Genomic DNA, 22,851 nt, shown 5'->3' on the forward strand with positions numbered 1-22,851 from the left:
TGTTAATTCATGTGAATTTTTTCTTTGAATAAAAACTTACCTAGGTCAATAACACTTTTTAAAGGCGCTATATCTAAAACATCAAATGTTGTATTGACCGATTTTTCAATAAAAATGTCAGTTTTCTCAAAAGATGCAGAGGTGTCGTCTAACCAGAACTTCATGGTAAGTAAAAGTTGCAACCAAGCGGATTCTTTTAAAGCCTTTTCTTGTATTTTTTCAAATTGCGCTTGCTTAATGTCCAACATTTGGATTCCTAAACCATTAATGTAGTTCGTAAAATGATGTTTTAATCCAGAAAGTATTTTGAGTCCTTTTAAATCGGACTCATACTTGTTTAAGACATGGGTGACATAACTTCTGTTTGCTGTTAAATTCTCAAATAAGGTAAAATAGAAACTTAATAACTTGTTTCTTGCGTCAAAAATTTTGTAATCATCACTTTTCTCTAAAGCCTGAATTGAATTTGAGAAAAAGGCCTCGAAAATTCCCTTTTCAATAGCTTGAAATGAAGCAAAGTGAATGTAAAATTCACTTTCTTGAAATGCATTTAATTTTGCAAACGCATATACTGTTTTCGGATTTTTACCATGTTCTAAAATGTAATCCATATACAGGGATATAATCTTTTCTTTGGTAATTGCTTTTTTCTTTGCCATATCTCCTAATTTGATGTAAAGATATAAAATGTTTAACAAATAATGTAAAAAGTTAAACAAAATATTATTTTATTTATTTTGAAGCACAAAAAAGCGATCATTATTTATTTTGTAATTCCTTAATTATTGTTACTTAAGCTTTTGGCTAAGGATGTGTCATGGCAAGAATGTAATGGCTATACCTATTAACTTTAAATAGAGCTGGTAATCAAAATGCTAGGGGTGGCTAAACCTATAAAAACCTGTCAGAATACCTTTTGTCATAAATCCTGACACGGTTTAATGGCTTTTATTTGTTTGATTAAAAGGTATCCCTTATAAAAATACTTTTTAGAAATAAATCTAAAAGTTATTTATTATAAGCTTATTTAACTCCGGTGGCAATCATATTAGTTTTATCAGGAATGTAATGAAAAAGTAAAAGGCATAGGTTTGAATAATAGATCTGTTATAAATTTTGGATTGGGATCGTTCAGTTTTTTTGTAAACTTTTATTCAGAAAAGAGTATCTATGGATATGTTTAATGTAGGCCTGTTTAGCGTATTTTTTAAGCTTTTGTTAACATTAATAGGGATTGTGTTGTGTAAATTTATAGCAAAATAAATATAACTATACAAAATGAAAAAATTACTTCTACTTTTTATTGCAGGTGCGACAATGTATTCTGTAAATGCTCAGGTAACTACACCGCAACCAAGTCCAGCATCGAAAATGGAACAGAAAGTTGGATTGACTGATATTACATTGGAATATTCAAGACCAGCTGTTAGGGAGCGTGAAGTTTACGGAGGTCTTGTGCCATTTGATAAACTTTGGAGAACAGGTGCTAATAAAAACACCATCATTACTTTTAGTACAGACGCAACGGTATTTGGTTCAAAATTAAAAGCAGGATCTTATGCTATTTTCTCAAAGCCAGGAAAAGATAATTGGGAAATCTATTTTTATGCAGACACTGAAAATTGGGGAACGCCTAAAGAATGGGATGACAGTAAGGTAATGGCTATGGGCGAAGTACCTGTGCACCCTATTCCATTTAATGTTGAGACTTTTACAATAGATATTAATAGCATTAAAAATGATTCGGCTATAATAGAGATTATTTGGGAAAAAACATATGTTGGTATTCCTTTTACAGTTCCAACTGATGATGCTGTTTTAGCAAGTATTAATGATGTTTTAGGAGGTACTCCAACAGAGAATGATTATTTCTCTTCGGCTGTTTACTATTTGCAAGAAGGTAAAGATATTAAGCAAGCTCAAGAATGGATAGATAAAGCAGTTGACATGACTAAAGACAAACCTCGTTTTTGGTTCTTAAGACAACAATCTTTAATTCATGCTAAAGCTGGCGATACTGCAGGTGCTATAGCTGCAGCTAAGGCTTCATTAGCTGGTGCAGAAAAGGCTGGTAATGCTGATTATGTGAAAATGAACACAGACTCTTTAAAAGAGTGGGGCGCTCAATAAAAATTAGGACTTAGTAGGTCTAGTCTATTAGGTTTTAGAATAACAAAAAACGCAACCATAACGGTTGCGTTTTTTGCTTTTAAAGCTTATTTTTTTTTAATAGTTTAATTTAATAATTTTTCTGACGTCGTCCAGGGTCTTAATAAGTTGGCGGCTAAAATCAAAGGTCATAACATCACTTTCAGTTTTCCCTGCCCTCAATAAGTCATTAAAGTGAATCACCTCGTAGTTGTAGCCAATGGTTTTGTATTCGAAATCTTCTAGAACTTCTTCCTTGCCTTCAGTAATAATAGAAACTGTGGTTGGCATATGAAACATAGTATTAATTTTAATGGTGCCATGTTCACAATAAAAAATGGCTTCAGTAGGTGTATCTTTCAGAAGTGTACTTTTTAAATATGCCGTGGCATCATCATATTTAAAGACCATATCACATGAAGCGTCTGCGCCATTTTCAAAATATGAGGCTGTTGCTTCCATTTGTTTTGGCAATCCTAATGTTGAAAGTGCTGTAAAAATAGGGTAGATGCCAATATCTAATAAACTGCCGCCACCCAGTGTTTTGTTAAATAACCGAGCATCATTATTAAAGGCTCTAAAGAATCCAAAATCAGCTTCTAATTTAATGATATTACCGTAAGTCTTATTTCTAATAGAGTTGAGTACAAATTTATAATGTGGTAAGAAATAGGTCCAAAGTGCTTCCATAAGCAACACGTTCTTTTCTTTGGCTTTGACTATCATTTGTTCTACCTCCTCCGCATTCATAGCAAATGGCTTTTCACAAAGTACCGCAATCCCATGGTCCAAACATAGTAATGTATTCTCCTTATGAAGTGCATGTGGCGTTGCTATATAAACGGCATCAACATTATCGTCTTCAACGAGTGCTGTGTAGCTATCGTATGCTATATCTGCTTTGAATTTAGAAGCAAATTCATCGGCTTTGTCCTGAGATCTTGAAGCTACTGCGTATAAATTTGCGCCCTCTGCCGTTAGTAGATCTGTAGCAAATTTATGTGCAATGCTACCCAAACCTAAAATACCCCAGTTTATTGTGTTATGATCTGATTGTTTTGTCATTAGGAGAAATGTATTGAATGAAACAAGCGATGGCAATTACTAAGGCACAGCCAACAAAATTTAACCATAAAAACGGTAGATTGATGTACCCAAATTCATTAAGGAAAAATAGAAGAATAACAAGCACTTGTGTTATTAAAGCGCCTATAAAAACAGCATTGCCTCTCACAAACTTAAAGAAGAAGGCTAATAGGAATATGCCTAAAACGTTTCCATAGAATATGGAACCTATAATATTTACGAGCTGAATTAAGTTTTCAGCAAGATTGGCAACACAGGCCACGCCAATAGCTATAATACCCCAAGCAAATGTAAACCAACGTGATGCTTTGACCATGTCTTCTTCAGTCTTTGGACTAGTATTTCGTTTGTATAGATCTATTGTAGTTGTTGAGCCTAGTGCATTAAGTTCACTAGCCGTACTAGACATCGCGGCGCTTAAAATAACAGCTAATAACAGGCCTATAAGACCACGAGGTAAATTGGTTAAAATAAAATGGATGAATACATAATCTTTATCGTTACTCTCTATTTTGATGTCTTGGCTTTCAGAAGCTTTATCAATTAATAATCTAGCTTCGCTTCTAATGTCATCATTGGCCTCGTTTGCTAGTGCAATGTATTTTGAGGCATTATCATTTTCTGACGACATATAAGCTTCAATAATTTTTTGCTTATCATTAAAAATAACCTGTTGTTCTTTTTGCAAGGCTTTATAGTCCTCTGCATATTCTGAATTTAAAACAACCTCTGTGGCAGTAGGGTTAAAGTTAATAGGCGCTTCATTAAATTGGTAAAAAACGAATACCATGACACCAACAAGAAGTATGAAAAATTGCATTGGTACCTTCAAAATACCATTAAATATTAAACCCAGTTGCATTTCTTTAATTGATTTCCCAGACAAATAGCGTTGCACTTGGCTTTGGTCTGTACCAAAATAGGATAACATTAGAAATGTACCACCAATAATACCACTCCAGAAGGTATAACGGTTGTTTAAATCAAAGGAAAAATCAAGAACTTCCATTTTGCCACTCGCACCTGCAATTTCAAGTGCTTTTGAAAATGTGATGTCTTCTGGTAATTTATCAACTATTAAAAAGAACGCGATAAGCATCCCTATAAAAATCACTACCATTTGATGTTTTTGAGTCACATTAACAGCGCGCGTGCCTCCAGAAACCGTGTAAATAATTACTAAGACCCCAATAATTATATTTAATGTTAATAGATCCCAGCCCAGTACAACGGATAGAATGATAGCCGGAGCAAATATGGTTATACCTGCCGCTAGACCTCTTTGAATTAAGAATAAAATGGCGGCAAGCGTTCTTGTTTTTAAATCGAATCTATTTTCTAAGAACTCGTAGGCTGTATAAACTTTTAGGCGGTAGTACAGCGGAATGAAAACCATACAGATAACCACCATGGCAATGGGCAGACCAAAATAAAACTGAACAAAGCCCATACCATCATTAAACGCTTGGCCAGGTGTGGATAAAAAAGTAATCGCACTCGCCTGAGTAGCCATTACTGACAGGCCAATTGTCCACCATTTAGATGTGTTTCCACCTCGTAAATAGTCTTTCACATTTTTGCTACCTCTCGTTTGTAGCGTGCCATAAGTTACAATAGCGATTAGGGTAAAGCATAAAACCGTCCAGTCAATCCAACTTAAAGTTTGCATAATTAAAACGATTTTGTAATGATATAGAAGGCTATAAAATATAGGGCGTTGGCTATTAAAACAATAGAGTATAGCTTAAGCCAAGTTTGTTTTGGTTCTTTGTCATCCATGGTTAATCATTTCGTTTAGCTTCTAAATTCATGTCTTCTTTGCCTAAGGAAATCATATTAGCAAACAATCTATAGGCACCAGAAACGCCAGCAGGAAACTCCCTAAAAAAGCTTAACCCGGTATAGATGAAATAGCCCTTACCATGCTGTGCGATTAGTAAGCTACCTTCTTTGGCTGTTTCTCCATTATCATTCATGGATAAAATAGGTGTGAATTTATCTGACCATGCATTCGCAAAATACAATCCACGTTCCTGAGTCCAGCCTTCAAAATCCTTCTGAGTGATTTTATTAGGTGAATTTAAGATTTCGTGTTTCGGGTTAATAAATCTTACGCTAGCATTTTCATCAGTTACACGATCATGTGATAATGTCAAACTATAGGGGGCTATATTTTTAGTTTTTAAGCCGTAGCTTTTACTGTATTGTACTATCATATTTCCGCCTTGGGCGACATAATCAAATAATTGAGGCAGTTTAAATTCTATATCATCCAAGGTGTTGTAGGCCCTAATTCCAACTACAATAGCATCAAATTCACTGAGGTACTCGGGATTTATATCTTCTAGTTTAAGAATTTTTACTTTGTATCCTATTTGTTCTAAACTTTCAGGAACAACATCTCCAGCACCTTGAATATAGCCAATATTTTTACCACTTTTATTAATGTCTAGTCGGACTACCTTGCTTTCACTTGGCAATAGAACAGTTTGAAAAGGAATATGCTCATAATCGATTTCAAAGAGTTCTTTATTATAATCTTTATCACCTATATGAACAATAGGGCCAATAAAACCTTCACTTCCCGTTTTGGGAGGTGTAACAATAAATGTTACCGTTTGCTCTTCGCCTTTGTGGGCTATAGATACTTTTTGTGTTTTTGGTGAGACGCTCCAGTCTTCAGGGTGACATAATTCAACAGTTCCCTCAAGATTATGACGACCAGATTGAATAACAACACTGACTTCATGTGATTCATCAGAATCAAAAATAATAACCTGTTCTGTTATTTTTGCGGCAGCTTCTGGAATAATTTCAAACGGACGGTACAGTTCCCCTTTATCGGGTTTTGAAAAACGCTGCATGACATCTTTCGTGAAGCTAATAGGCACATTATCAATTAATACATTAAAATCAATTTTATAGGTGCGCGGAGTTTCAGGAAGCCCAATTAACTTGGGATCATCTACAGTATACATACCTAATGTACCTTTTTTGTTCAGCCAGTAGGCATTAGTAGGTTCTTGCGAACTCTTAATTTTTAGATTTTCTTCAAAAGTGAATCTGGTATTGTTTGTTAAGTCTATATTTTTCGAAATATTAAGACCACTGGAGTCTGTAATGCTTAATAATGTTATGGCAGTGTTACTTCTATTAAGAACTTCTAAGTTTAATTTTACGGTTTCATTGGCAGTTGCCCAATTATTTTCTGCGGAAGCTTCCAAATATAAACCAGCACACATCTCAATGATAGCCTTTAGCTCTTTCGATTTTTGTGTTTTCCAATGCTCATCTTCAATATTTTGTAGGCGTTTATATGCTTCTATTAGTTGCGGAATATGAACTGATGGGTTTGTGAAATCAAAATTGTTTTCTACCGCATATAAAATATCGCCAATTGCCGAACCTCCTAGAACGCGGTTCCAAGAGGTATCTATACCTGAAAAAATATTGTTATTATTAACAGGTGCACCTTTTAAGAATTCAATATATTCTTCTTGAGTACCTCTTTGCGATAAACGTCCAAAACCTTGACATAAATGCTGACTGCTTGCCAATGAGGCTAATTCATTGTTAGATAATCCTTTTAAAGGGTAGTATGCACCAATGTCAAACTTAATCATGTTGCTTTTATCAACTTTATCAAATTTCTCTCTACTTCCATAACGCCACCAACTTGTGTTATAAAATAAACGTTTTGGCTGCCAAAGGCTAGTCTGGTTCAATTGATCAGTATAAGCCGACTTATCATTGGCTAAATCAAAGGCCTCCATGCTCAGCATAGCCGAACTCGTATGGTGACCATGTGTGGTTCCTGGTGTTCTATGGTCAAAACGATTTATTATTACGTCTGGTTTAAATTGTCTAATTGCTAAAACAACATCGCTTAATACGTCATTTTTATTCCAAATCTTAAGCGTCTCATCTGGATGTTTAGAGTAGCCAAAATCATTTGCTCGAGTAAAAAGTTGTTCACCGCCATCAACACCGCGCGCGGCTAGTAATTCTTGGGTTCTAATCACACCTAATAACTCACGAATTTCAGGACCAATTAGGTTTTGTCCTCCATCGCCACGGGTTAACGATAGATAGGCGGTTCTTGCTTTTTCATGATTAGACATGTAAGCAATTAGCCGGGTGTTTTCATCATCAGGATGAGCAGCCACATATAACACAGAACCCAAAAAGTTTAATTTTTGAATGGATTCATAGATTTCTGTGGATGATGGAACTGTAGGTTTTTGAGCGATACTGTTTGATAGCGAAAACGCTGCTATCACTATTAAAAAGAGTTTTTTATGCATGATTTTTAGTTAGCTAAAAATCAAATATATGAAAGTTATCTACCCCTTAAATACGTTTTAGACTTTCTTTAACTTATCATGTCTAGTGTAAATAATTAGACCCTTTAATTGCGAAGTAGTTGTGTGAAATTTAATTAAACAATCTAGTGTAATATTTACTTTTAAAGCCTCAATTAATCAGTCCTTTACGGGCTTAAATCGCAATTGTTTTATTATTCGGGTTGATACTTAAACTATCTATTCTTAATAATTTGATGACATTTAAAATAGAAATTCAAATATCCATATTTCAACGTCTTAAAACTTAAAGCCTATGCCCGCGGTAGGTCCAAAAAGTCTTACTGATGATCTTAGGTTGTTTCCATTAACAACCCCATCATGATAGAGATGCATATGGGTCCAGCCAATGTGTAAATCAACCAATTGAGATAGCCTGTAGCGATATTGATTACTTATCACCCAAGAGTAGTTTTTACCGGTTGCTCCATAATCACAAAGTAGTTCCAGTTTAAATCGTTTATAAATTACGGGAACATAAATGCCAATGAGTGGTTCAAACCAGTTAGGCTGTATGTTTATGACATCATTATTACCAAAAACATCAGACTGTAAACGAAAGTTTACATAGCGAAACCCTAGATAGGGTATTAATTCAATTTTTATATTACTTTTTGAAGTAGCTTGGAAAACAGAATAACCACCAATACATCTTGGAATGGTTCCATGAATATCAATATTAACAATTTCTTTTTCAATTAATTCATTGGGTGATGTGTAGGTAAATGTACTTCCAACCCGTCCTGAAAAAGCATCTATTTGCGCCCATATTTTTTTATGCTTCACCGATATTCTACCTACGAAGTAAAATTCTAGTCCAGCATCACCATTTAATCTTTCAAATTCCCTTTCACCACCTTCCCCAGACGAAAAATCGAATTCCCCATAAGCAATTTGACCTCTAAACCCAGGAACCCAAATAGGGATGTCTGCTTTCCACTTTCTATTATTATTGATATAATATTTATCCTCTTTTGAATTTTGAGCACATAGATTATAAAACGGCTGCAAAAAGAGGCTAACAATCAAAAGAAATTTTATGTAATGAGGTAGGTGCATTTTGATTCTTTTGGCTAGTTTGTATTCGTTATTAGGATTAAATCAATCAAAGTGTTAGTACTGGAGCGTATCGTGTTTGTTAGAATTCTTGTTTTAGAGTTTTATGTAACATCAACTAAACAATTGTTATTTTAAATTCTAAATCCATTTTTTACGTTTAAAATAATACAGCATACCTGCGAAAATAATAACCATAATACCCCAGACTAGGAAATAACCATACTTAAATTGTAACTCGGGCATGTAGTTGAAATTCATGCCATAAATACCAGCAATAAATGTTAGAGGAATAAAAATGGAAGCCATGATGGTGAGGACTTTCATTACTTCATTCATTTTGTTACTAATACTGGTCATATACATATCCATTAATCCCAAAATCATTTCGCGGTAGATGTCAATATTTTCAGTGACTTGAATTAGATGGTCGTAAACATCTCTAAAATAGGTTATTGTTTTTTTATGGATGAGCGGATTTTCATTTTTTTCAATTTTATTGATGACTTCTCTTAATGGGAAAATAGAGCGACGCACTCTTAATATTTCACGTTTTAAATCTTGTATTTTTCTACTCGTATCATGATCTGTTTCGCCTTCAAAAATAGCAGATTCAAAGTCTTCAATTTTATCTCCAAGTATTTCTATCACGCTAAAATAATGGTCTACAATAGCATCAATTAAACTGTATAGTAAGTAATCAGAAGCCATGCTTCTAATTCTACCCTTGTCTTGTCTGATGCGTACTCTCACGGCATCAAAAACATCACCTTCTGATTCTTGAAAAGAAAAGAGATAGTTTTTTCCTAACAAAAAACTAACTTGTTCTGATACTAAGTTGTTTTCTTTATTATAATAAAGCATTTTTAAAACCACAAAGAGATACCCCTCATGCTCATCAATTTTTGGGCGTTGCGCAATATTTACAACATCTTCTAATACCAGTGGATGAAACCCAAAATGGTGACCTAGCTTTTCTATGGCATTCACGTGATTAAGGCCATTTAGGTTTACCCAAGTGACAGCATCGGTATTCTTAAATTCAAAGCTTTCTTCTATGGAATGCAAAGTCTTTTCTGAACAGTGTTGCCTATTGTAGTCAAAAGATTCAATAAATAAATCTTCTTTTGATCGCTCCCCAGTATAAATAATACTACCAGGAATTTGTCCTAGTTTCTTTTTAGATCGGTTTACTCGTCTTCTTTGCATATTCTAAAAATACAAAATATCTAAACAGCACTATTAGAATCTCGTGGGCTTTCTTCAATAGCATCTTTTTCAACAATACTTACTGCTTTTTGCAACATGAGGTTGTTGGGGTAGGTTATTAAATCGCCATTATTTAACCTCAGATACAAGTGAAATGCTCTAATGTCTTCAATGATAGCTTCAACCGGAAAGTCTTTATCATGAATGCTTATCTTGTCTCCAACCTTATATGGAAAGTTGAAAAACATGATAATTCCGGAAGTAACATTACTTAAAATGGACCAAACGGCAAACAGAGCAATACCTAATACAGCAAATACTGACGAGAAGATGACAATTAATTCTCGAAATTGTGCACCAAATATAAAGGATTCAATGATTAAGGCAAGAATTACGGCTGTACCCGTAACGTAACGGCAAATTAAACTTATTCGTGCTTGATTAATTCCGCTCTTTCTTCCTAATTTCCGAACAGCAACAATAGTTATTAGTCTAAGAATAAATAAAATTCCTATGACAAACGCAGAAATGATTAGTTCTTCGCGATACGCAGCAATAAATTTAGTAAACATGGTCAAAGGTTTACTACAAATATACACTCAAATTTAATTAAGATGTAGCGTTTCTCTTAAAATTCCATCCCTGTTTTTATTCTTCTGCCAATAAGGAGATTTTATTGTTTTTAGCTTAGTGGCTTTTGTAGTTAGCATTTTTGAACTAGCACCAAAACCACTTTTAAAAGATTCTTCCCAAGCTTCAATTTCAAAAGGAAATGCTGTATTAAAATGGATGCTTAATGTTCGGTTTAATTCGGGATAGTCTAAAGTATACGTGCCTTCAATTAATGTAGCATTGGCAACGTAGGCTTTAATAGGTGCATGTTTGAGTCGCAAATATTCAAAAGACGGTATCACGTTTATTTTTCCTGTAGGCAGTGCCTTGGGATTTATACGCAGTTTGGTCCATAATTCATTTTCTAATATGGCCTTGTCAATTGTTACATTACTATCAGCTTCACCTTCAAAATAAGAATGTGTCATGATATTAAATTGTTCCCTATTATTTAATTGTGCATAGACATGGCCGCACCATTCTTGCATAGAGCTGGAAACTTTTAAGGCATGTCTGTCATTCGAAACCGGGTAAAAGGTGCTCTGCATTATGGAATAGGGGTAAATACCCGTATTGAAGTTTTTAGTGGCATTTAATTTTAATACCGAAATATTTTTTGGATTTTGATTATCAGCTTTAACTTGAATTTCTGGCAGAAAATCTTCAGTAACATAAATTAAAACAGCTGAACCTTCTCGCAATTCACCGTATCGTGCCTGTTCTAGATTGTATGAAGATATTTCAGCTTCACCAGCATACCAATAAGCATTAAATTCAGTTGAGGTAGGTTTTTTTGAAACTACAATATGCTTTGAAGTTTCAGTATCCAAATAATGAGCCAACGCCTTATGCTTAGTTTTGTTATCGCATGAAAAGATGATCAGGAGTAGGCCTATAATACTCCAAAAGCATAGTTCCGCTTTTAATATTTTGAACAGTTTTTTAAGATTATCCATATTGTAAATTTACAATCCTAAGCCTTTTCCACAATGCTATTTAACGTTTTGTAAACAAGATGTGTAGGTAAACCCATAACATTAAAATATGAGCCTTCTATTTTTGTAACACCAATTTGCCCTATCCAATCTTGAATGCCATAAGCACCGGCTTTATCATAAGGCTCATAAGTGTTTAAGTAGTATTCTATTTCCTCATCAGAAAGCACTTTAAAGCTCACTTTTGTAATATTATGCAAGGTCTTTTCGTAACTAGTAGTAGTAAAGCACACCGATGAAATAACCTCATGAGTGCTGTTACTCAATGATTTTAAAATTTCTATAGCATCTTGCTTATCATTTGGCTTTCCTATAGCTTGGTTGTTGTGCCATACAATGGTATCACTAGTTATTAGTATATCTGTTGGGGTTAATTCTGCTTTAAATGGTAGTGCTTTTAACTGGGCGAGATAGTTACTTATTTCAAAATGAGTCAGTCTTGGTGGATATTCTTCTTTTACAGGTTTTAAACGTATTTCAAAATCTAATCCTAGATTTTTAAAAAATTCCTGTCTCCGGGGAGAACCTGAAGCTAAAATAAGATGATGATTTTTGAGTTTATCGTTCAGCATTACCTAAGAATTACGTACTTGTATAAAAGTAGGGAAAGTATACCAAAGAGCATCACTAACTTATAGATATTGCTAATTTGATGAAAGTCTTTTTTTGTAATGGCATGATATGTTTTAATGCTGATGTAAAGTAATGGTCCAATAACTAGAACTAAAAAATAGCAGACGACAATGATTTCTTTATAGAGATTAGAGATTAGATAAAAAACAATACCAACAAGGGGAATGAAATTTAAAAAAGTCAACACGTTTTTTGCACGCTCTCTGCCAATAACTATGGGTAGGGTGTTCATGCCAGCCTTATAATCACCATCAATATCTTCGATATCTTTTGATATTTCCCGCAGAAGGTTAATAAAAAAGGCAAAACAGGCATAGTCAAAAACGACCTTAAAGAACACCATTTGCATAGATCGATTTGATGCTGTCATTACTGGCAATAAATCGAAAATGCCCACAATAAGTATACTCATCCCTACAAGCACCGAAATAAGCAAATTTCCAATTAAAAAAGTGCGTTTTAAGTGTGTGGCATAAACATATAGTAATGCAGAAATAAGCACAAAAAGGATAAAGAATGGCGGTCTTCCAACATAATGGGATAAGTAAAAACCAGTACCAACACCAATAAGATTAAGAAGGATATATAAGGTATACGCTGTTTTTTCTGAATAGGCTAGCCCTACAATGATTTTATCTGGTTTGTTAATGAAATCGGTTTCAACATCATTAATATCATTTATTATGTTGCCAGCGGCTGCGATACATATTGTAGCCAAAATAAGAAGTGAAATCCCTAAAGTATCTAAACTGGTTTTAACACCAAAAGGTTCTAATAGTACATATTTGATTAGGAATTGTGCCAAAATAATCATGAGCACGTTTTTCCAACGGATGAGGTTTAAGAAATTCAAATATCTGAGTTTATAACAACCAATTAATCATACTTAGCACTAAAATTACCGCTCCATTTATCTTGAACCTTAAGTACTTGTTCAATAATATCTCTTACTGCGCCCTGACCACCATTTTTATGGGAGATGTATTTTGAAATACCCTTTATTTCTGGCACAGCATCTTGTGGGCAACAAGGTAAACCAATGCCTTTCATAACGGGGTAGTCTGGAATATCATCACCCATATAGAGGACATTTTCAGAACGGACACCCTTCTTTTCAAAATAGTCATTAAGTTGTTCTATCTTATTGTGAGCACCTAAATAAATATCAGTAATACCTAAACCTTTTAATCTCAATCGAACCCCTTCATTAGAACCACCAGAAATAATACATACGTTGAAACCTTGGTCCACGGCAGTTTTTAACGCATAACCGTCTTTAATGTTCATGGTTCTTAGCATTTCACCAGTTGTGGTTACCGTCACAGACCCGTCAGTGAGCACACCATCTACATCAAAAATAAATGTGGTAATATGTTCTAAATACTCTTTATAGCTTTTATCTTCCATGTGTGTTCTGTATTGATTGTGTCAGTAGTTCATAAATATCTTGATGCTGTTTATTCTCCAAGATTTTTAAATGCTTTTTAATCGTTTTTTTATCATTGCGTTTTGCAGGCCCAGTTTGCGCTTGGAAAGGCGATATGTCTTGAATTTTTTTTGCGGTTTCTAAAATAAGTGGTTTTAGTAAATCAAATTCAGCACCTTCACTTTCAGTAATTTCATGTCCGATTCTATAAAGTTGATTGGTGAAATTATTTACAAATACTGCCGCTAAATGCAAAACCTTTCTTTGATCGCTATTAATTCTTTTAGTTGGACTGCCCATACTAACGGCTAATGTTTTTAAAAGTGGATAGCTTTTCTTGTCAACTGTTTCGATGCATATAGGAACATTTGCAAAATCAATTTTTGAATCCTTACTAAAAGATTGCAATGGGTAAAGCACACCACGTTTATGTTTTTTATCCAAATCGTAAATACTAACACTGCCTGAAGTGTGTACAACCAATCTGTCTTCAAAAGGTAATTCTGAAGATAGTTTGGCAATAGCATCATCATTAACCGCTAAAATATAAACATCAGCTTGCACTAAAAGGTTCAAATCATCTGTTATAGGTACCGTGTTAGCATAAGGTTTAATACGGTCTAAATCCCTGTTATACCATTGAATCACAGAGGATTCTTTGCTTTTATTTAAGGCTTTGAATAAATGTGTGGCTACATTACCACCTCCTAGAATTACTACTGAAATCATAAGTGCTAAAATAGGTATAATTAACATATTTAAAAACCTTATATGGTATCTTTGTCAATATGGAAAAAAAGGATATTGATAGTAGGGAAGATGTGTTTTTATTAGTAAGCTCATTTTATGATAAAGTTAGAAATGACGACGTTTTAGGTCCTTTTTTCAATAATTTAATTTCAGATTGGGATGGTCATATTGAAAAGCTTACAACATTTTGGGAGTCGAGCTTGTTCATGACCCGTAAGCTTGAGCATAAGTATCACGGAGATCCTTTGGCTGCCCATGTTAAGGTAGATCAGGACAATAACCATTGTATTACTGAACTGCATTTTGGATTATGGCTAAATCTATGGTTCCAAACCATAGATGAACTGTTTATTGGTGAATATGCTGAAAATGCTAAAAGACGGGCCAGAAAAATGGGCACCTTCTTGTATCTTAAAATTTTCGAAGCTAGGCCATAAAAATTATCTCGTTTTAAGTTTGTTGGCTGCTGTTCTTTAGGTTGGTTTTTTAAATACTTTAACATGCAGTAATAAACATAAATCCTTAAATTTGCACGACCTCAAAAAAGGGTTGTGATTATGCAAAAAAAACTAGCCAATATTTTCTTTTCTACTAGACTTACTGCTGTATTATTTATTCTGTTTGCTGCTGCCATGGCTACAGGTACTTTTTTAGATGCAGGGCAAGAAACATCGCCAACGCCATATACTAGAAACTTAATTTATAATGCTTGGTGGTTTGAAGCCATTATGGTGTTTTTTATTATCAATTTTACGGGTAATATATTTAGGTTTAGGTTGTATACCAAAGAAAAGTGGGCCACATTTATTTTACATATTTCTTTTATTTTTATTCTATTGGGGGCTTTTATTACGCGCTATGCGAGTTTTGAAGGTATGATGGCTATTAGAGAAGGCGCAACTGAAAACACTTTCCTTTCTCAAAAAACGTATATCACAGCATATATTGATGGCGATTATGAAATAAATGGTGTACCGCAGCGATTACCGGTAGAAAGAGAAGTTGATTTTTCAGGTCGATTGGAGAATAGCTTTAGTATCAACACAAAATACAATCAGCAGCCTGTATCGATTGAATTGGAGAAATTCTTGGTTGGTGCAGAGGAGGATATTGTTCCAGATGAAAATGGTGAAGAATATTTAAAAGTCGTGGAGGCGGGAGCAAACGGACCGCATAATCACTTTTTGAAAAATGGCCAAGTGCAGAGTATTCATAATATTCTATTTGCCTTAAATAAACCAACTGAAGGTGCTATAAATATTACCTATAAAAATGATGAGTTGACCATTAATTCACCTTTTGAAGGGGAGTATATGACCATGGCAACACGCGCTCAGGGTAAATTAGTAAAAGATAGTTTACAGCCTTTGCATTTACGCTCAAGATATGTAATTGGGAATATGCAAATGGTATTTCCAAAGCCGGTGGTAAAAGGTGTTTTTGATATTGTAAAACCTTCAGGGTTGCTTAAAAGTAGTAACGAGGATGGGGTTAAATTGAGAGTAACCACAAACGGAGAAACCAAAACCGTTGGTATTTTAGGCGGTAAAGGTAGTAATGGCAGGTTTAAGCAAATAAGTGTGGGCGGATTAGATTTTGCTTTTAAATATGGGTCTAAGGCTTTAGAATTGCCATTTTCAATTAAACTAAATGATTTTGAGGCCGAACGTTATCCTGGAACCGATCGTGGGTTTTCGGCATTTTCAAGTGAAGTCACAGTCATTGATGAACGAACCGAAGATTTTGATTATAAAATATTCATGAATAATATCTTAGATCATGATGGGTATCGGTTTTTTCAGTCTAGTTTTGATCCGGATGAAAAGGGTACTATACTTTCTGTAAACCATGATTATTGGGGTACTATGTTAACATATATTGGTTACTTTATGCTGTATTTTGGTTTAATGGCTATTATGTTTGTTAAAGGGTCGCGATTTGGCGATTTAAAACGGCATTTAGAGAAAGTGAAGTCTAAAAAATCGAAGCTTGCTGCCATGGTGGTTTTGGTATTTGGTTTGAGTGGTTTTGCACAGGACCATGACCATGGACCAAATGATGGTCATGATCATACAAAACCGACAAAAGCCCAGATTGATTCTATTTTAAAGGCTAATATTACGCCAAAGGATCACGCCGATAAATTTGGTCATCTGGTGATTCAGGATTTAAGTGGACGAATGATGCCTGTTAATACGTATGCTTCAGAAATGCTTCGTAAACTGAGTAAATCAGATACTTATGAAGATTTTGATGCGAATCAAGTTTTTCTTTCTATTCAGGAAAGTCCAATGCTATGGTATAATGTACCCGTAATTTATCTTAAACCTAAAAAGGGGGATTCTATAAGACGGTTAATTGGAGTACCAAAGGAAAATAAATATGTTGCGCTAGCCGATTTTTTTACAGATAAGGGGCAGTATAAATTAGCGCCTTTCTTGGACGAAGCCTATAAGGCTCAAATTCCGTCTGGTTTTCAGAAAGAATTTAAAGAGACAGATCAACGTGTTAGTTTACTTTATAACTCTATTGAAGGAATGTCTTTAAAAGTATTTCCTATTCCTAATGATGATAATAATAAGTGGATTTCAACATATGATTACAGGCAGGATATTTCAGTAATACAAGATTCGCTTTATGGAAATTTTGTAAAAAATGGGTTCAGAGCATATTTATTTACGTTAAATCAAGCCAAGCAATCAGGAGATTTTAAAGAAGCCGAAAAACTCTTAGCGGCATTTAGCAAAACACAGCACCGTTATGGCGGCGAGGTGATGTTAAGTGAGGATAAAGTTAAAACGGAGGTGTTATATAATAAATATGATATTTTTAAAAAGCTGTTTAGTTGGTATTTGTATGCAGGGACTTTCTTGTTTATTTTGTTAATAATTCAAATATTTAATGATAAACTTAAGGCTGTAAATGTTGGAGTAACCGTATTTAAATTTATCGTTTTAGGCTTGTTCTTGTTGCATACCGCTGGGCTTATTGTACGATGGTACATCTCTGGGCATGCGCCATGGAGTGATGCCTATGAGTCGATGATTTATGTAGCATGGGCTACAATGTTTTTTGGACTTGCCTTTGGTAGAAAAAGTGATTTGACTATTGCTTCAACGGCTTTTGTTACCGCTATGATTTTAATGATAGCCCATTGGAACTGGATGGACCCCGCAATTGCAAATCTTCAACCTGTTTTAAATAGCTACTGGCTTATGATTCATGTCGCGGTTATTGTGGCAAGTTATGGTCCGTTTACCTTGGGGATGATTTTAGGCGTTGTGTCTTTACTGCTAATGACTTTTACAACAAAGGCGAATAAAGTTAAAATGGATTTGAATATTAAGGAGCTTACTATCATTAATGAAATGTCATTGACAGTTGGCTTAGTTATGCTAACCATTGGTAACTTTTTAGGAGGTATGTGGGCTAATGAAAGTTGGGGACGCTATTGGGGCTGGGACCCAAAAGAAACTTGGGCATTAATTAGTATTATGATTTATGCCTTTGTCATTCATATGCGCTTGGTGCCAGGACTTCGTGGACGTTGGTTTTTTAACTTGATGACTATAGTGGCCTTTTCAAGTATATTAATGACTTATTTTGGTGTGAATTTTTATTTGGCAGGATTACATAGTTATGCTAGCGGCGATCAGATTGTGAGTGTTAAATTTATTGGTATTGCTTGTGCGATTGTTGCTGTACTTGGGTTTTTTGCCTATCGAGGCTATGCTAAGTATTATAAAAAGTAAAGTATTGTGGGGATGACTGAAACTCAAAAGAGATTAGAGAAATTGGTCGATCATAGTTTTGAACGCATCGCAACATATCCAGAATAAGAAATGAGTTTTAAGCCTTCTTCTGATAAATGGTCTAAGAAAGAAATTCTTGGTCATTTAATAGATTCAGCAATAAATAATCTCCAGCGGTTCACAACAATTCAGTTTGTAACGAAGCCATTTAAAATTGATAGTTACGGACAGTATGATTTGGTAGTTTCAAATGATTATCAAAATTCTAATACTTCAGAATTATTGGAGTTTTGGAAAGCTATTAATGTCAGGATAATGCATGTGATTAGTCTTCAGAACGAAAACACGCTGAATTATAAAATTGTTTTGACTAACGGTGCATCGTCAGATTTAAAATTTTTGATGCTGGATTATGTAGATCATCTTGAGCATCATTTAAATCAAATTTTAGCTTAGATTTTATTTTTCAATCAATCCAGAAACATATTCATAGCCCAAGCCAAAAGCAATTGCTAATCCAAAGCTAAGGAGGGTACCTATTAATATATATTCGGTAAGTTTGCGATCTTTGGCTTTCGAAAGATCTCCAAATCTAAACACTGATTTTGCGGCAATTAAAAACCCAACACCTTCCCAGTGATTGGTTATTATAAATGCAAATACAAATAAGCGTTCAAGCATCCCAATGTAGGCACCGGCATTTTCTAATGACGCTTCTTCATTATATTCCTTTAAATCCCATTTAGAAATTAACGTTTTCATAATAATAGATGATACGCGTGTAATACAGAGTAGGGTAGTAATAAATAAAAGTGTTTTCGTGTTGAATAATACATTGAAGCTAAAGGTATATGGCTCATAAATCTGGATGACAAGGGCTATAACTACTAAATGAGCTATTTGATCTAATCCAAATAGAAGTCTGTTGTTGATACGTGATTGCAGATTTAACTTGATAAGATCTATTACAAAATGCGATAAAGCAATAATGAGTATGCCGAGCCAATATTTAAAATTGAATTGTAATACTAAAAGTAATGCGCAGGCGTGCACTAATACATGCCAATACAAATATTTTGACTTATGTTTATTATTTTCTTTGTGCTGCACCCACAATTGAGGTTGCAAAATAAAGTCGCCTATTACATGGGCTAAAATTAATGAAATGGCTAGGTTTAGCATAAGGCTTGGATTTCGTTTTTATAATAGTCTAGAAGTTTGGATAATTCATCATAACCGGCGCGTTTAAGACCTTGGCTAATATTTCCCTGAGTTTTGTTTAGTTTTTTAGCCAGTGCTTTTTGGTTTAATTGCGGATGTTCAAGGGCTGTTTTTACAAGGTTAGCCGAGGTGCTGGTCCAGTAATTTGTAGTGAGTTGTGCCAATTCAAGCATAATGTTTATTTGGTCATCAAAGGATTTATATGGCGATTTAATAGCTAAAGTTGTTTTTTTTAAAGTTTCAAAACATTCTCCAGAATTTACAAACGCACTACCATTAGATTCTGTGATTTTTGGAGTGCTAAAAGTTTTTTCACCTATCCCAATGGCAAGTCTAACATCTAAATTTTTATGCTGTTTTATTGCTGCCTTGATGAGAAAAGCGGCCTTGAGAGCGTTCTGTATGGGTACTTCTAATTGAAAACTATCGCCGCGGTATATTTCCCATTGTTTAGGGTTGTTGCCAAAGTTGTTTAATGCTAATTTAAGCGTGGCTAACCATGCTTGTGGTAGGGTTTCTTTTGAGTTAATAATATCACCAGTAATGATGCTTGTCATTTTGTTGTGCTTAGAATATACTCAAATGTATCGTTTTTATTTTGAAAACACAAAATATTAGCTTATTAACTAATAAATTAAAATATTAGCTTTTAAGATTATAAATATAAAATATTACGGTTTAAGACAATATTATAAATTCTAATATCTTTGCTAAAAAAGACAAATAAAACATGAAGCTATATAAAGAATTTAAAGAGTTTGCAGTAAAGGGGAATATGATGGATATGGCTATAGGTATTATCATAGGCGCTTCCTTCAATAAAGTAATAGATGTATTGGTGAAAAAAATATTATTACCTCCGTTATCTTTATTGACTAATGGCGTGAATTTGCAAAGTAAACGCATTGTTTTAAGGGATGCCGTTGTTGATGCCTCTGGAACAATATTAAAAGATGAAGTCGCTATAGGTTATGGCGCTTTTGGCGAAGCTTTTTTAGATTTTGTTATCATAGGATTTACTGTTTTTATTGTGGTTAAGTTCATGAATAAATTAAGAAATAAAGCTCAAGATGTTAAAGATAAGACTGTTGTTACTCCAAAGGATATTGAGTTATTGTCTAAAATGACAAGCCTTATGGAAGAACAAAATAACCTACTTAAATCTAAAAAATAAATACTTGGGCTATGGCAAAGAAAGGACAAGAAAAGAATACTAAAAACAAAGCGAAGCACTCTAAGTTGATGGATCAGAAAAAGAATAAAAAAAAGGTAGCAGAGGCTTTACGTAAAGAAAAACTTAAAGCTATAGTGCAAAAAGCTAAAAATGCAAAGGATTAAACCACACTGTTTATTTTACTAAAACTAATTTCTTTAAAATCAGAAACAACCATATCGGCTTTTGAATAATCTTGATTTTTAGAGTGAAAACTGTCATAACCCACGCAAAAAATGCCAGCACCTTTAGCGGCTTCAATGCCGTTAGTGGAATCTTCTATAACCATGCATTCTTCTCTTGAAAAGCCTGTTGCCTGGGCGGCTTTGATAAATATTTCAGGATGCGGTTTAGATTCTTTTAAGTCACCACCACTAAGTTTGGCTATAAAATATTGATCTAACTGGAATCTTTCAAAAATTTGATTTATACTAATCATTGCAGCCGAAGAACCCAATACTAAGGTTAGACCATTATTGTGATAATCCTTTATTAAATCTAAAACACCATCAATAAGTCCGAGGTCTGAATTGCTATCAAAGAAATGTTTGTAATGTTTTCTTTTTAAGGAAACTAAGGTTTCTGGTGATTCATCGAGATTAAAATGTACACAAAGACGTTTGCATATATTTATAGTTGATTGACCAGTAAAAGACTCATACAATTCAGTTGAAACGTCTATTCCAACTTCATCAAACATATCATGGTAGGCCTTATTATGCATAGGTTCGCTATCAATAATAACTCCGTCCATATCAAAAATGACCGCTTTTAACATGCTAAATTTTTTGTGCGAAGATATAAGAAATCAAAGGAATGCCCTAGAAAACAATTTTGTTGTTTTTAAAAAACATATCATATTTGCTTTAAATGATTGTTTAATTTGACCTTCGTAAAGCATCGAATTTCTTTCGAATACACCAAAAGTGCTAAAACTTAGGTTTTAGCTATTCTTATACATCTAATACTTTTTAAATGCAATCAGACTCATTATCCCTAAATAAAATTGTTCATTATTTTAAAATAGCTGTAACGGGAAAGCAAAAGGAGTTTACTTCCGGGAGTATTAGACGTGCAATATTTATGCTAGCAGTTCCCATGATTTTGGAAATGCTTATGGAGTCCATTTTTGCACTTGTGGATATCATGTATGTGTCTCAAATAAGTGTTAATGCCGTTGCGACAATTGGATTGACCGAGTCCGTCATCACTTTGATATACGCTGTGGCCATTGGTTTAAGTATAGCTGCAACTGCAATTGTTGCGAGACGCGTGGGGGCAAAGGATATTAAAGGGGCAACAGAAGCGGCAATACAGGTTATTTTTCTAGGGGTTTTTGTTGCTATAATTATTAGTGTCATAGGACTCTTATATCCACGAGAAATCTTAGAAATCATGGGAGGATCTCCAGACTTAATAGAGGAAGGTTTCGGTTACACTAAAGTGCTTCTAGGAGGGAATATGACAATTATGTTATTGTTTTTAATCAACGCCATTTTTAGAGGTACTGGTGAAGCGTCAATATCCATGTGGACTTTAATACTGTCAAATGGCCTAAATATTATTTTAGATCCCATATTTATATTTGGATTAGGACCAATTCCAGCATTTGGTGTTGAAGGAGCCGCCATAGCCACAACCATTGGTCGGGGTACGGCTGTTTTGTTTCAACTAGGAGTATTCTTATTTGGGTTTAGTAAAATTAAAATTGGTTTAAGAGATATAGTCATTCGCGTTGGTGTTATGTTTCACTTAATAAAAGTTTCTCTGGGCGGTATTGGACAGTTTTTTATAGGCACTTCATCGTGGGTATTCTTAATGCGAATTATGAGTGAATTTGGAAGTGAAGTCTTGGCGGGCTATACCATTGCCATTCGTGTTATGTTATTTTCATTAATGCCAGCCTGGGGAATGAGCAGTGCTGCGGCAACTTTGGTTGGACAAAATTTAGGAGCTAATAAGTCAGATCGTGCTGAACAGTCTGTATGGAAAACATCAACCTACTGCGCCCTTTTTATGGGAATAGTTTCCATAATATATCTAGTTTTTGCACCACAGATCATCGAATGGTTTAATAAGACCGATACTGTTATATCCTCTGGTAGTTTGTGCTTGCGTATCATGACAGCACCTTTTGTTTTTTATGGTTTTGGTATGATTGTGTTAAATGCATTTAATGGGGCCGGTGATACAAAAACACCCACGTACATAAATTTTGTTTGCTTTTGGTTAATACAATTACCTTTTGCATATCTTGCGGCTATAACCTTAAATTATGGTCCGGTGGGTGTTTTTTCGGCAATAGCAGTAGGCGAAGTTTTAATGACTATTATCGCTGTTATTTGGTTTAAAAAAGGCCTCTGGAAAAAAGTAGAAGTATAATATTAAA

General features: G+C 34.3%; 22 protein-coding genes. 7 read left to right on the forward strand and 15 right to left on the reverse strand.

Going from position 1 to position 22,851, the window contains the following annotated elements:
* Positions 1 to 2 precede the first annotated feature (2 nt).
* Entirely contained in the window at positions 3 to 659 is a 657-nt protein-coding gene (locus IE051_RS15955) for a TetR family transcriptional regulator C-terminal domain-containing protein (protein ID WP_189362405.1), read from the reverse strand.
* Positions 660 to 1,278: 619 nt separating this feature from the next.
* Between IE051_RS15955 and IE051_RS15960 the strand changes: the two genes are divergently transcribed.
* On the forward strand, positions 1,279 to 2,130 hold the full coding sequence (locus tag IE051_RS15960) for a DUF2911 domain-containing protein (protein WP_189362406.1): 852 nt from the start codon (positions 1,279 to 1,281) through the stop codon (positions 2,128 to 2,130).
* 96 nt (positions 2,131 to 2,226) lie between these two features.
* Here the strand turns inward: IE051_RS15960 and IE051_RS15965 are convergent, their stop codons facing one another.
* The 11 genes from IE051_RS15965 to IE051_RS16015 all read right to left on the reverse strand — a co-directional run bounded on the left by IE051_RS15965 (position 2,227) and on the right by IE051_RS16015 (position 14,255).
* The gene (locus IE051_RS15965) at positions 2,227 to 3,213 is read right to left on the reverse strand and encodes a Gfo/Idh/MocA family protein (RefSeq protein WP_189362407.1); all 987 of its coding nucleotides are present in this window, start codon (positions 3,211 to 3,213) and stop codon (positions 2,227 to 2,229) included.
* Entirely contained in the window at positions 3,191 to 4,903 is a 1,713-nt protein-coding gene (locus IE051_RS15970; protein ID WP_189362408.1) for a sodium:solute symporter family protein, read from the reverse strand. The genes IE051_RS15965 and IE051_RS15970 overlap by 23 nt, the downstream gene beginning before the upstream one ends.
* Positions 4,904 to 5,015: 112 nt before the next feature.
* The gene (locus IE051_RS15975; protein ID WP_189362409.1) at positions 5,016 to 7,538 is read right to left on the reverse strand and encodes a PIG-L family deacetylase; all 2,523 of its coding nucleotides are present in this window, start codon (positions 7,536 to 7,538) and stop codon (positions 5,016 to 5,018) included.
* 297 nt (positions 7,539 to 7,835) lie between these two features.
* Entirely contained in the window at positions 7,836 to 8,624 is a 789-nt protein-coding gene (locus IE051_RS15980) for a hypothetical protein (protein ID WP_189362410.1), read from the reverse strand.
* Between the two features lie 168 nt (positions 8,625 to 8,792).
* Positions 8,793 to 9,860 carry a magnesium/cobalt transporter CorA gene (gene corA / locus IE051_RS15985; RefSeq protein WP_189362411.1) on the reverse strand — a complete coding sequence of 356 codons (1,068 nt, stop codon included), beginning with the start codon at positions 9,858 to 9,860 and terminating at the stop codon, positions 8,793 to 8,795.
* A gap of 20 nt (positions 9,861 to 9,880) precedes the next feature.
* The gene (locus IE051_RS15990; RefSeq protein WP_189362412.1) at positions 9,881 to 10,432 is read right to left on the reverse strand and encodes a mechanosensitive ion channel domain-containing protein; all 552 of its coding nucleotides are present in this window, start codon (positions 10,430 to 10,432) and stop codon (positions 9,881 to 9,883) included.
* A gap of 33 nt (positions 10,433 to 10,465) precedes the next feature.
* On the reverse strand, positions 10,466 to 11,428 hold the full coding sequence (locus IE051_RS15995; RefSeq protein WP_189362413.1) for a septum formation inhibitor Maf: 963 nt from the start codon (positions 11,426 to 11,428) through the stop codon (positions 10,466 to 10,468).
* Between the two features lie 17 nt (positions 11,429 to 11,445).
* Positions 11,446 to 12,039: a Maf-like protein gene (locus IE051_RS16000; RefSeq protein ID WP_189362414.1), complete on the reverse strand. Its 594-nt coding sequence runs from the start codon at positions 12,037 to 12,039 to the stop codon at positions 11,446 to 11,448.
* Positions 12,039 to 12,953, reverse strand: coding sequence for a geranylgeranylglycerol-phosphate geranylgeranyltransferase (locus IE051_RS16005; protein ID WP_189362415.1), 915 nt, complete (start codon positions 12,951 to 12,953; stop codon positions 12,039 to 12,041). The genes IE051_RS16000 and IE051_RS16005 overlap by 1 nt, the downstream gene beginning before the upstream one ends.
* A 23-nt stretch (positions 12,954 to 12,976) precedes the next feature.
* On the reverse strand, positions 12,977 to 13,507 hold the full coding sequence (locus IE051_RS16010; protein ID WP_189362416.1) for a KdsC family phosphatase: 531 nt from the start codon (positions 13,505 to 13,507) through the stop codon (positions 12,977 to 12,979).
* A complete protein-coding gene (locus IE051_RS16015; RefSeq protein WP_189362417.1) occupies positions 13,497 to 14,255 on the reverse strand; it encodes a Rossmann-like and DUF2520 domain-containing protein in 759 nt (252 codons plus the stop codon). The genes IE051_RS16010 and IE051_RS16015 overlap by 11 nt, the downstream gene beginning before the upstream one ends.
* A 59-nt stretch (positions 14,256 to 14,314) precedes the next feature.
* Between IE051_RS16015 and IE051_RS16020 the strand changes: the two genes are divergently transcribed.
* The 3 genes from IE051_RS16020 to IE051_RS16030 all read left to right on the forward strand — a co-directional run bounded on the left by IE051_RS16020 (position 14,315) and on the right by IE051_RS16030 (position 18,484).
* The gene (locus IE051_RS16020) at positions 14,315 to 14,713 is read left to right on the forward strand and encodes a group III truncated hemoglobin (protein ID WP_189362418.1); all 399 of its coding nucleotides are present in this window, start codon (positions 14,315 to 14,317) and stop codon (positions 14,711 to 14,713) included.
* A gap of 120 nt (positions 14,714 to 14,833) precedes the next feature.
* On the forward strand, positions 14,834 to 18,028 hold the full coding sequence (locus IE051_RS16025) for a cytochrome c biogenesis protein CcsA (RefSeq protein ID WP_189362419.1): 3,195 nt from the start codon (positions 14,834 to 14,836) through the stop codon (positions 18,026 to 18,028).
* A gap of 90 nt (positions 18,029 to 18,118) precedes the next feature.
* Complete coding sequence (locus IE051_RS16030) at positions 18,119 to 18,484, forward strand: DinB family protein (protein ID WP_189362420.1); 366 nt, start codon at positions 18,119 to 18,121, stop codon at positions 18,482 to 18,484.
* A 3-nt stretch (positions 18,485 to 18,487) separates the two neighbouring features.
* Here the strand turns inward: IE051_RS16030 and IE051_RS16035 are convergent, their stop codons facing one another.
* Together IE051_RS16035 and IE051_RS16040 are read right to left on the reverse strand one after the other, a co-directional pair.
* On the reverse strand, positions 18,488 to 19,210 hold the full coding sequence (locus IE051_RS16035; protein WP_189362421.1) for a DUF3307 domain-containing protein: 723 nt from the start codon (positions 19,208 to 19,210) through the stop codon (positions 18,488 to 18,490).
* Positions 19,204 to 19,806 (reverse strand): SatD family protein, encoded by a 603-nt coding sequence (locus tag IE051_RS16040; RefSeq protein ID WP_189362422.1) that lies wholly within the window; start codon positions 19,804 to 19,806, stop codon positions 19,204 to 19,206. Before IE051_RS16040 ends, IE051_RS16035 begins: the two co-directional genes overlap by 7 nt.
* A gap of 173 nt (positions 19,807 to 19,979) precedes the next feature.
* Between IE051_RS16040 and mscL the strand changes: the two genes are divergently transcribed.
* Both mscL and IE051_RS16050 read left to right on the forward strand, forming a co-directional pair.
* The gene (gene mscL, locus IE051_RS16045) at positions 19,980 to 20,423 is read left to right on the forward strand and encodes a large conductance mechanosensitive channel protein MscL (protein WP_189362423.1); all 444 of its coding nucleotides are present in this window, start codon (positions 19,980 to 19,982) and stop codon (positions 20,421 to 20,423) included.
* 11 nt (positions 20,424 to 20,434) lie between these two features.
* A complete protein-coding gene (locus tag IE051_RS16050; protein ID WP_189362424.1) occupies positions 20,435 to 20,587 on the forward strand; it encodes a hypothetical protein in 153 nt (50 codons plus the stop codon).
* Here IE051_RS16050 and IE051_RS16055 read toward each other — a convergent pair.
* Positions 20,584 to 21,240 carry an HAD family hydrolase gene (locus IE051_RS16055; RefSeq protein ID WP_189362425.1) on the reverse strand — a complete coding sequence of 219 codons (657 nt, stop codon included), beginning with the start codon at positions 21,238 to 21,240 and terminating at the stop codon, positions 20,584 to 20,586. The two genes, IE051_RS16050 and IE051_RS16055, sit on opposite strands and share 4 nt — an antisense overlap.
* Before the next feature lie 197 nt (positions 21,241 to 21,437).
* Between IE051_RS16055 and IE051_RS16060 the strand changes: the two genes are divergently transcribed.
* Entirely contained in the window at positions 21,438 to 22,844 is a 1,407-nt protein-coding gene (locus IE051_RS16060; RefSeq protein ID WP_189362426.1) for an MATE family efflux transporter, read from the forward strand.
* The last annotated feature ends 7 nt before the right edge of the window (positions 22,845 to 22,851 follow it).

Source organism: Algibacter mikhailovii, from assembly GCF_014651495.1.
GTDB lineage: Bacteria > Bacteroidota > Bacteroidia > Flavobacteriales > Flavobacteriaceae > Algibacter_E > Algibacter_E mikhailovii.

Excerpts from the sequence above, each read along its gene's own strand:
- IE051_RS15955 (WP_189362405.1), bottom strand. The coding sequence starts at position 659 with ATGGCAAAGAAAAAAGCAATTACCAAAGAAAAGATTATATCCCTGTAT.
- IE051_RS15960 (WP_189362406.1), top strand. The coding sequence starts at position 1,279 with ATGAAAAAATTACTTCTACTTTTTATTGCAGGTGCGACAATGTATTCT.
- IE051_RS15965 (WP_189362407.1), bottom strand. The coding sequence starts at position 3,213 with ATGACAAAACAATCAGATCATAACACAATAAACTGGGGTATTTTAGGT.
- IE051_RS15970 (WP_189362408.1), bottom strand. The coding sequence starts at position 4,903 with ATGCAAACTTTAAGTTGGATTGACTGGACGGTTTTATGCTTTACCCTA.
- IE051_RS15975 (WP_189362409.1), bottom strand. The coding sequence starts at position 7,538 with ATGCATAAAAAACTCTTTTTAATAGTGATAGCAGCGTTTTCGCTATCA.
- corA (WP_189362411.1), bottom strand. The coding sequence starts at position 9,860 with ATGCAAAGAAGACGAGTAAACCGATCTAAAAAGAAACTAGGACAAATT.
- IE051_RS15990 (WP_189362412.1), bottom strand. The coding sequence starts at position 10,432 with ATGTTTACTAAATTTATTGCTGCGTATCGCGAAGAACTAATCATTTCT.
- IE051_RS15995 (WP_189362413.1), bottom strand. The coding sequence starts at position 11,428 with ATGGATAATCTTAAAAAACTGTTCAAAATATTAAAAGCGGAACTATGC.
- IE051_RS16000 (WP_189362414.1), bottom strand. The coding sequence starts at position 12,039 with ATGCTGAACGATAAACTCAAAAATCATCATCTTATTTTAGCTTCAGGT.
- IE051_RS16010 (WP_189362416.1), bottom strand. The coding sequence starts at position 13,507 with ATGGAAGATAAAAGCTATAAAGAGTATTTAGAACATATTACCACATTT.
- IE051_RS16015 (WP_189362417.1), bottom strand. The coding sequence starts at position 14,255 with ATGATTTCAGTAGTAATTCTAGGAGGTGGTAATGTAGCCACACATTTA.
- IE051_RS16020 (WP_189362418.1), top strand. The coding sequence starts at position 14,315 with ATGGAAAAAAAGGATATTGATAGTAGGGAAGATGTGTTTTTATTAGTA.
- IE051_RS16025 (WP_189362419.1), top strand. The coding sequence starts at position 14,834 with ATGCAAAAAAAACTAGCCAATATTTTCTTTTCTACTAGACTTACTGCT.
- IE051_RS16030 (WP_189362420.1), top strand. The coding sequence starts at position 18,119 with ATGAGTTTTAAGCCTTCTTCTGATAAATGGTCTAAGAAAGAAATTCTT.
- IE051_RS16035 (WP_189362421.1), bottom strand. The coding sequence starts at position 19,210 with ATGCTAAACCTAGCCATTTCATTAATTTTAGCCCATGTAATAGGCGAC.
- IE051_RS16040 (WP_189362422.1), bottom strand. The coding sequence starts at position 19,806 with ATGACAAGCATCATTACTGGTGATATTATTAACTCAAAAGAAACCCTA.
- mscL (WP_189362423.1), top strand. The coding sequence starts at position 19,980 with ATGAAGCTATATAAAGAATTTAAAGAGTTTGCAGTAAAGGGGAATATG.
- IE051_RS16050 (WP_189362424.1), top strand. The coding sequence starts at position 20,435 with ATGGCAAAGAAAGGACAAGAAAAGAATACTAAAAACAAAGCGAAGCAC.
- IE051_RS16055 (WP_189362425.1), bottom strand. The coding sequence starts at position 21,240 with ATGTTAAAAGCGGTCATTTTTGATATGGACGGAGTTATTATTGATAGC.
- IE051_RS16060 (WP_189362426.1), top strand. The coding sequence starts at position 21,438 with ATGCAATCAGACTCATTATCCCTAAATAAAATTGTTCATTATTTTAAA.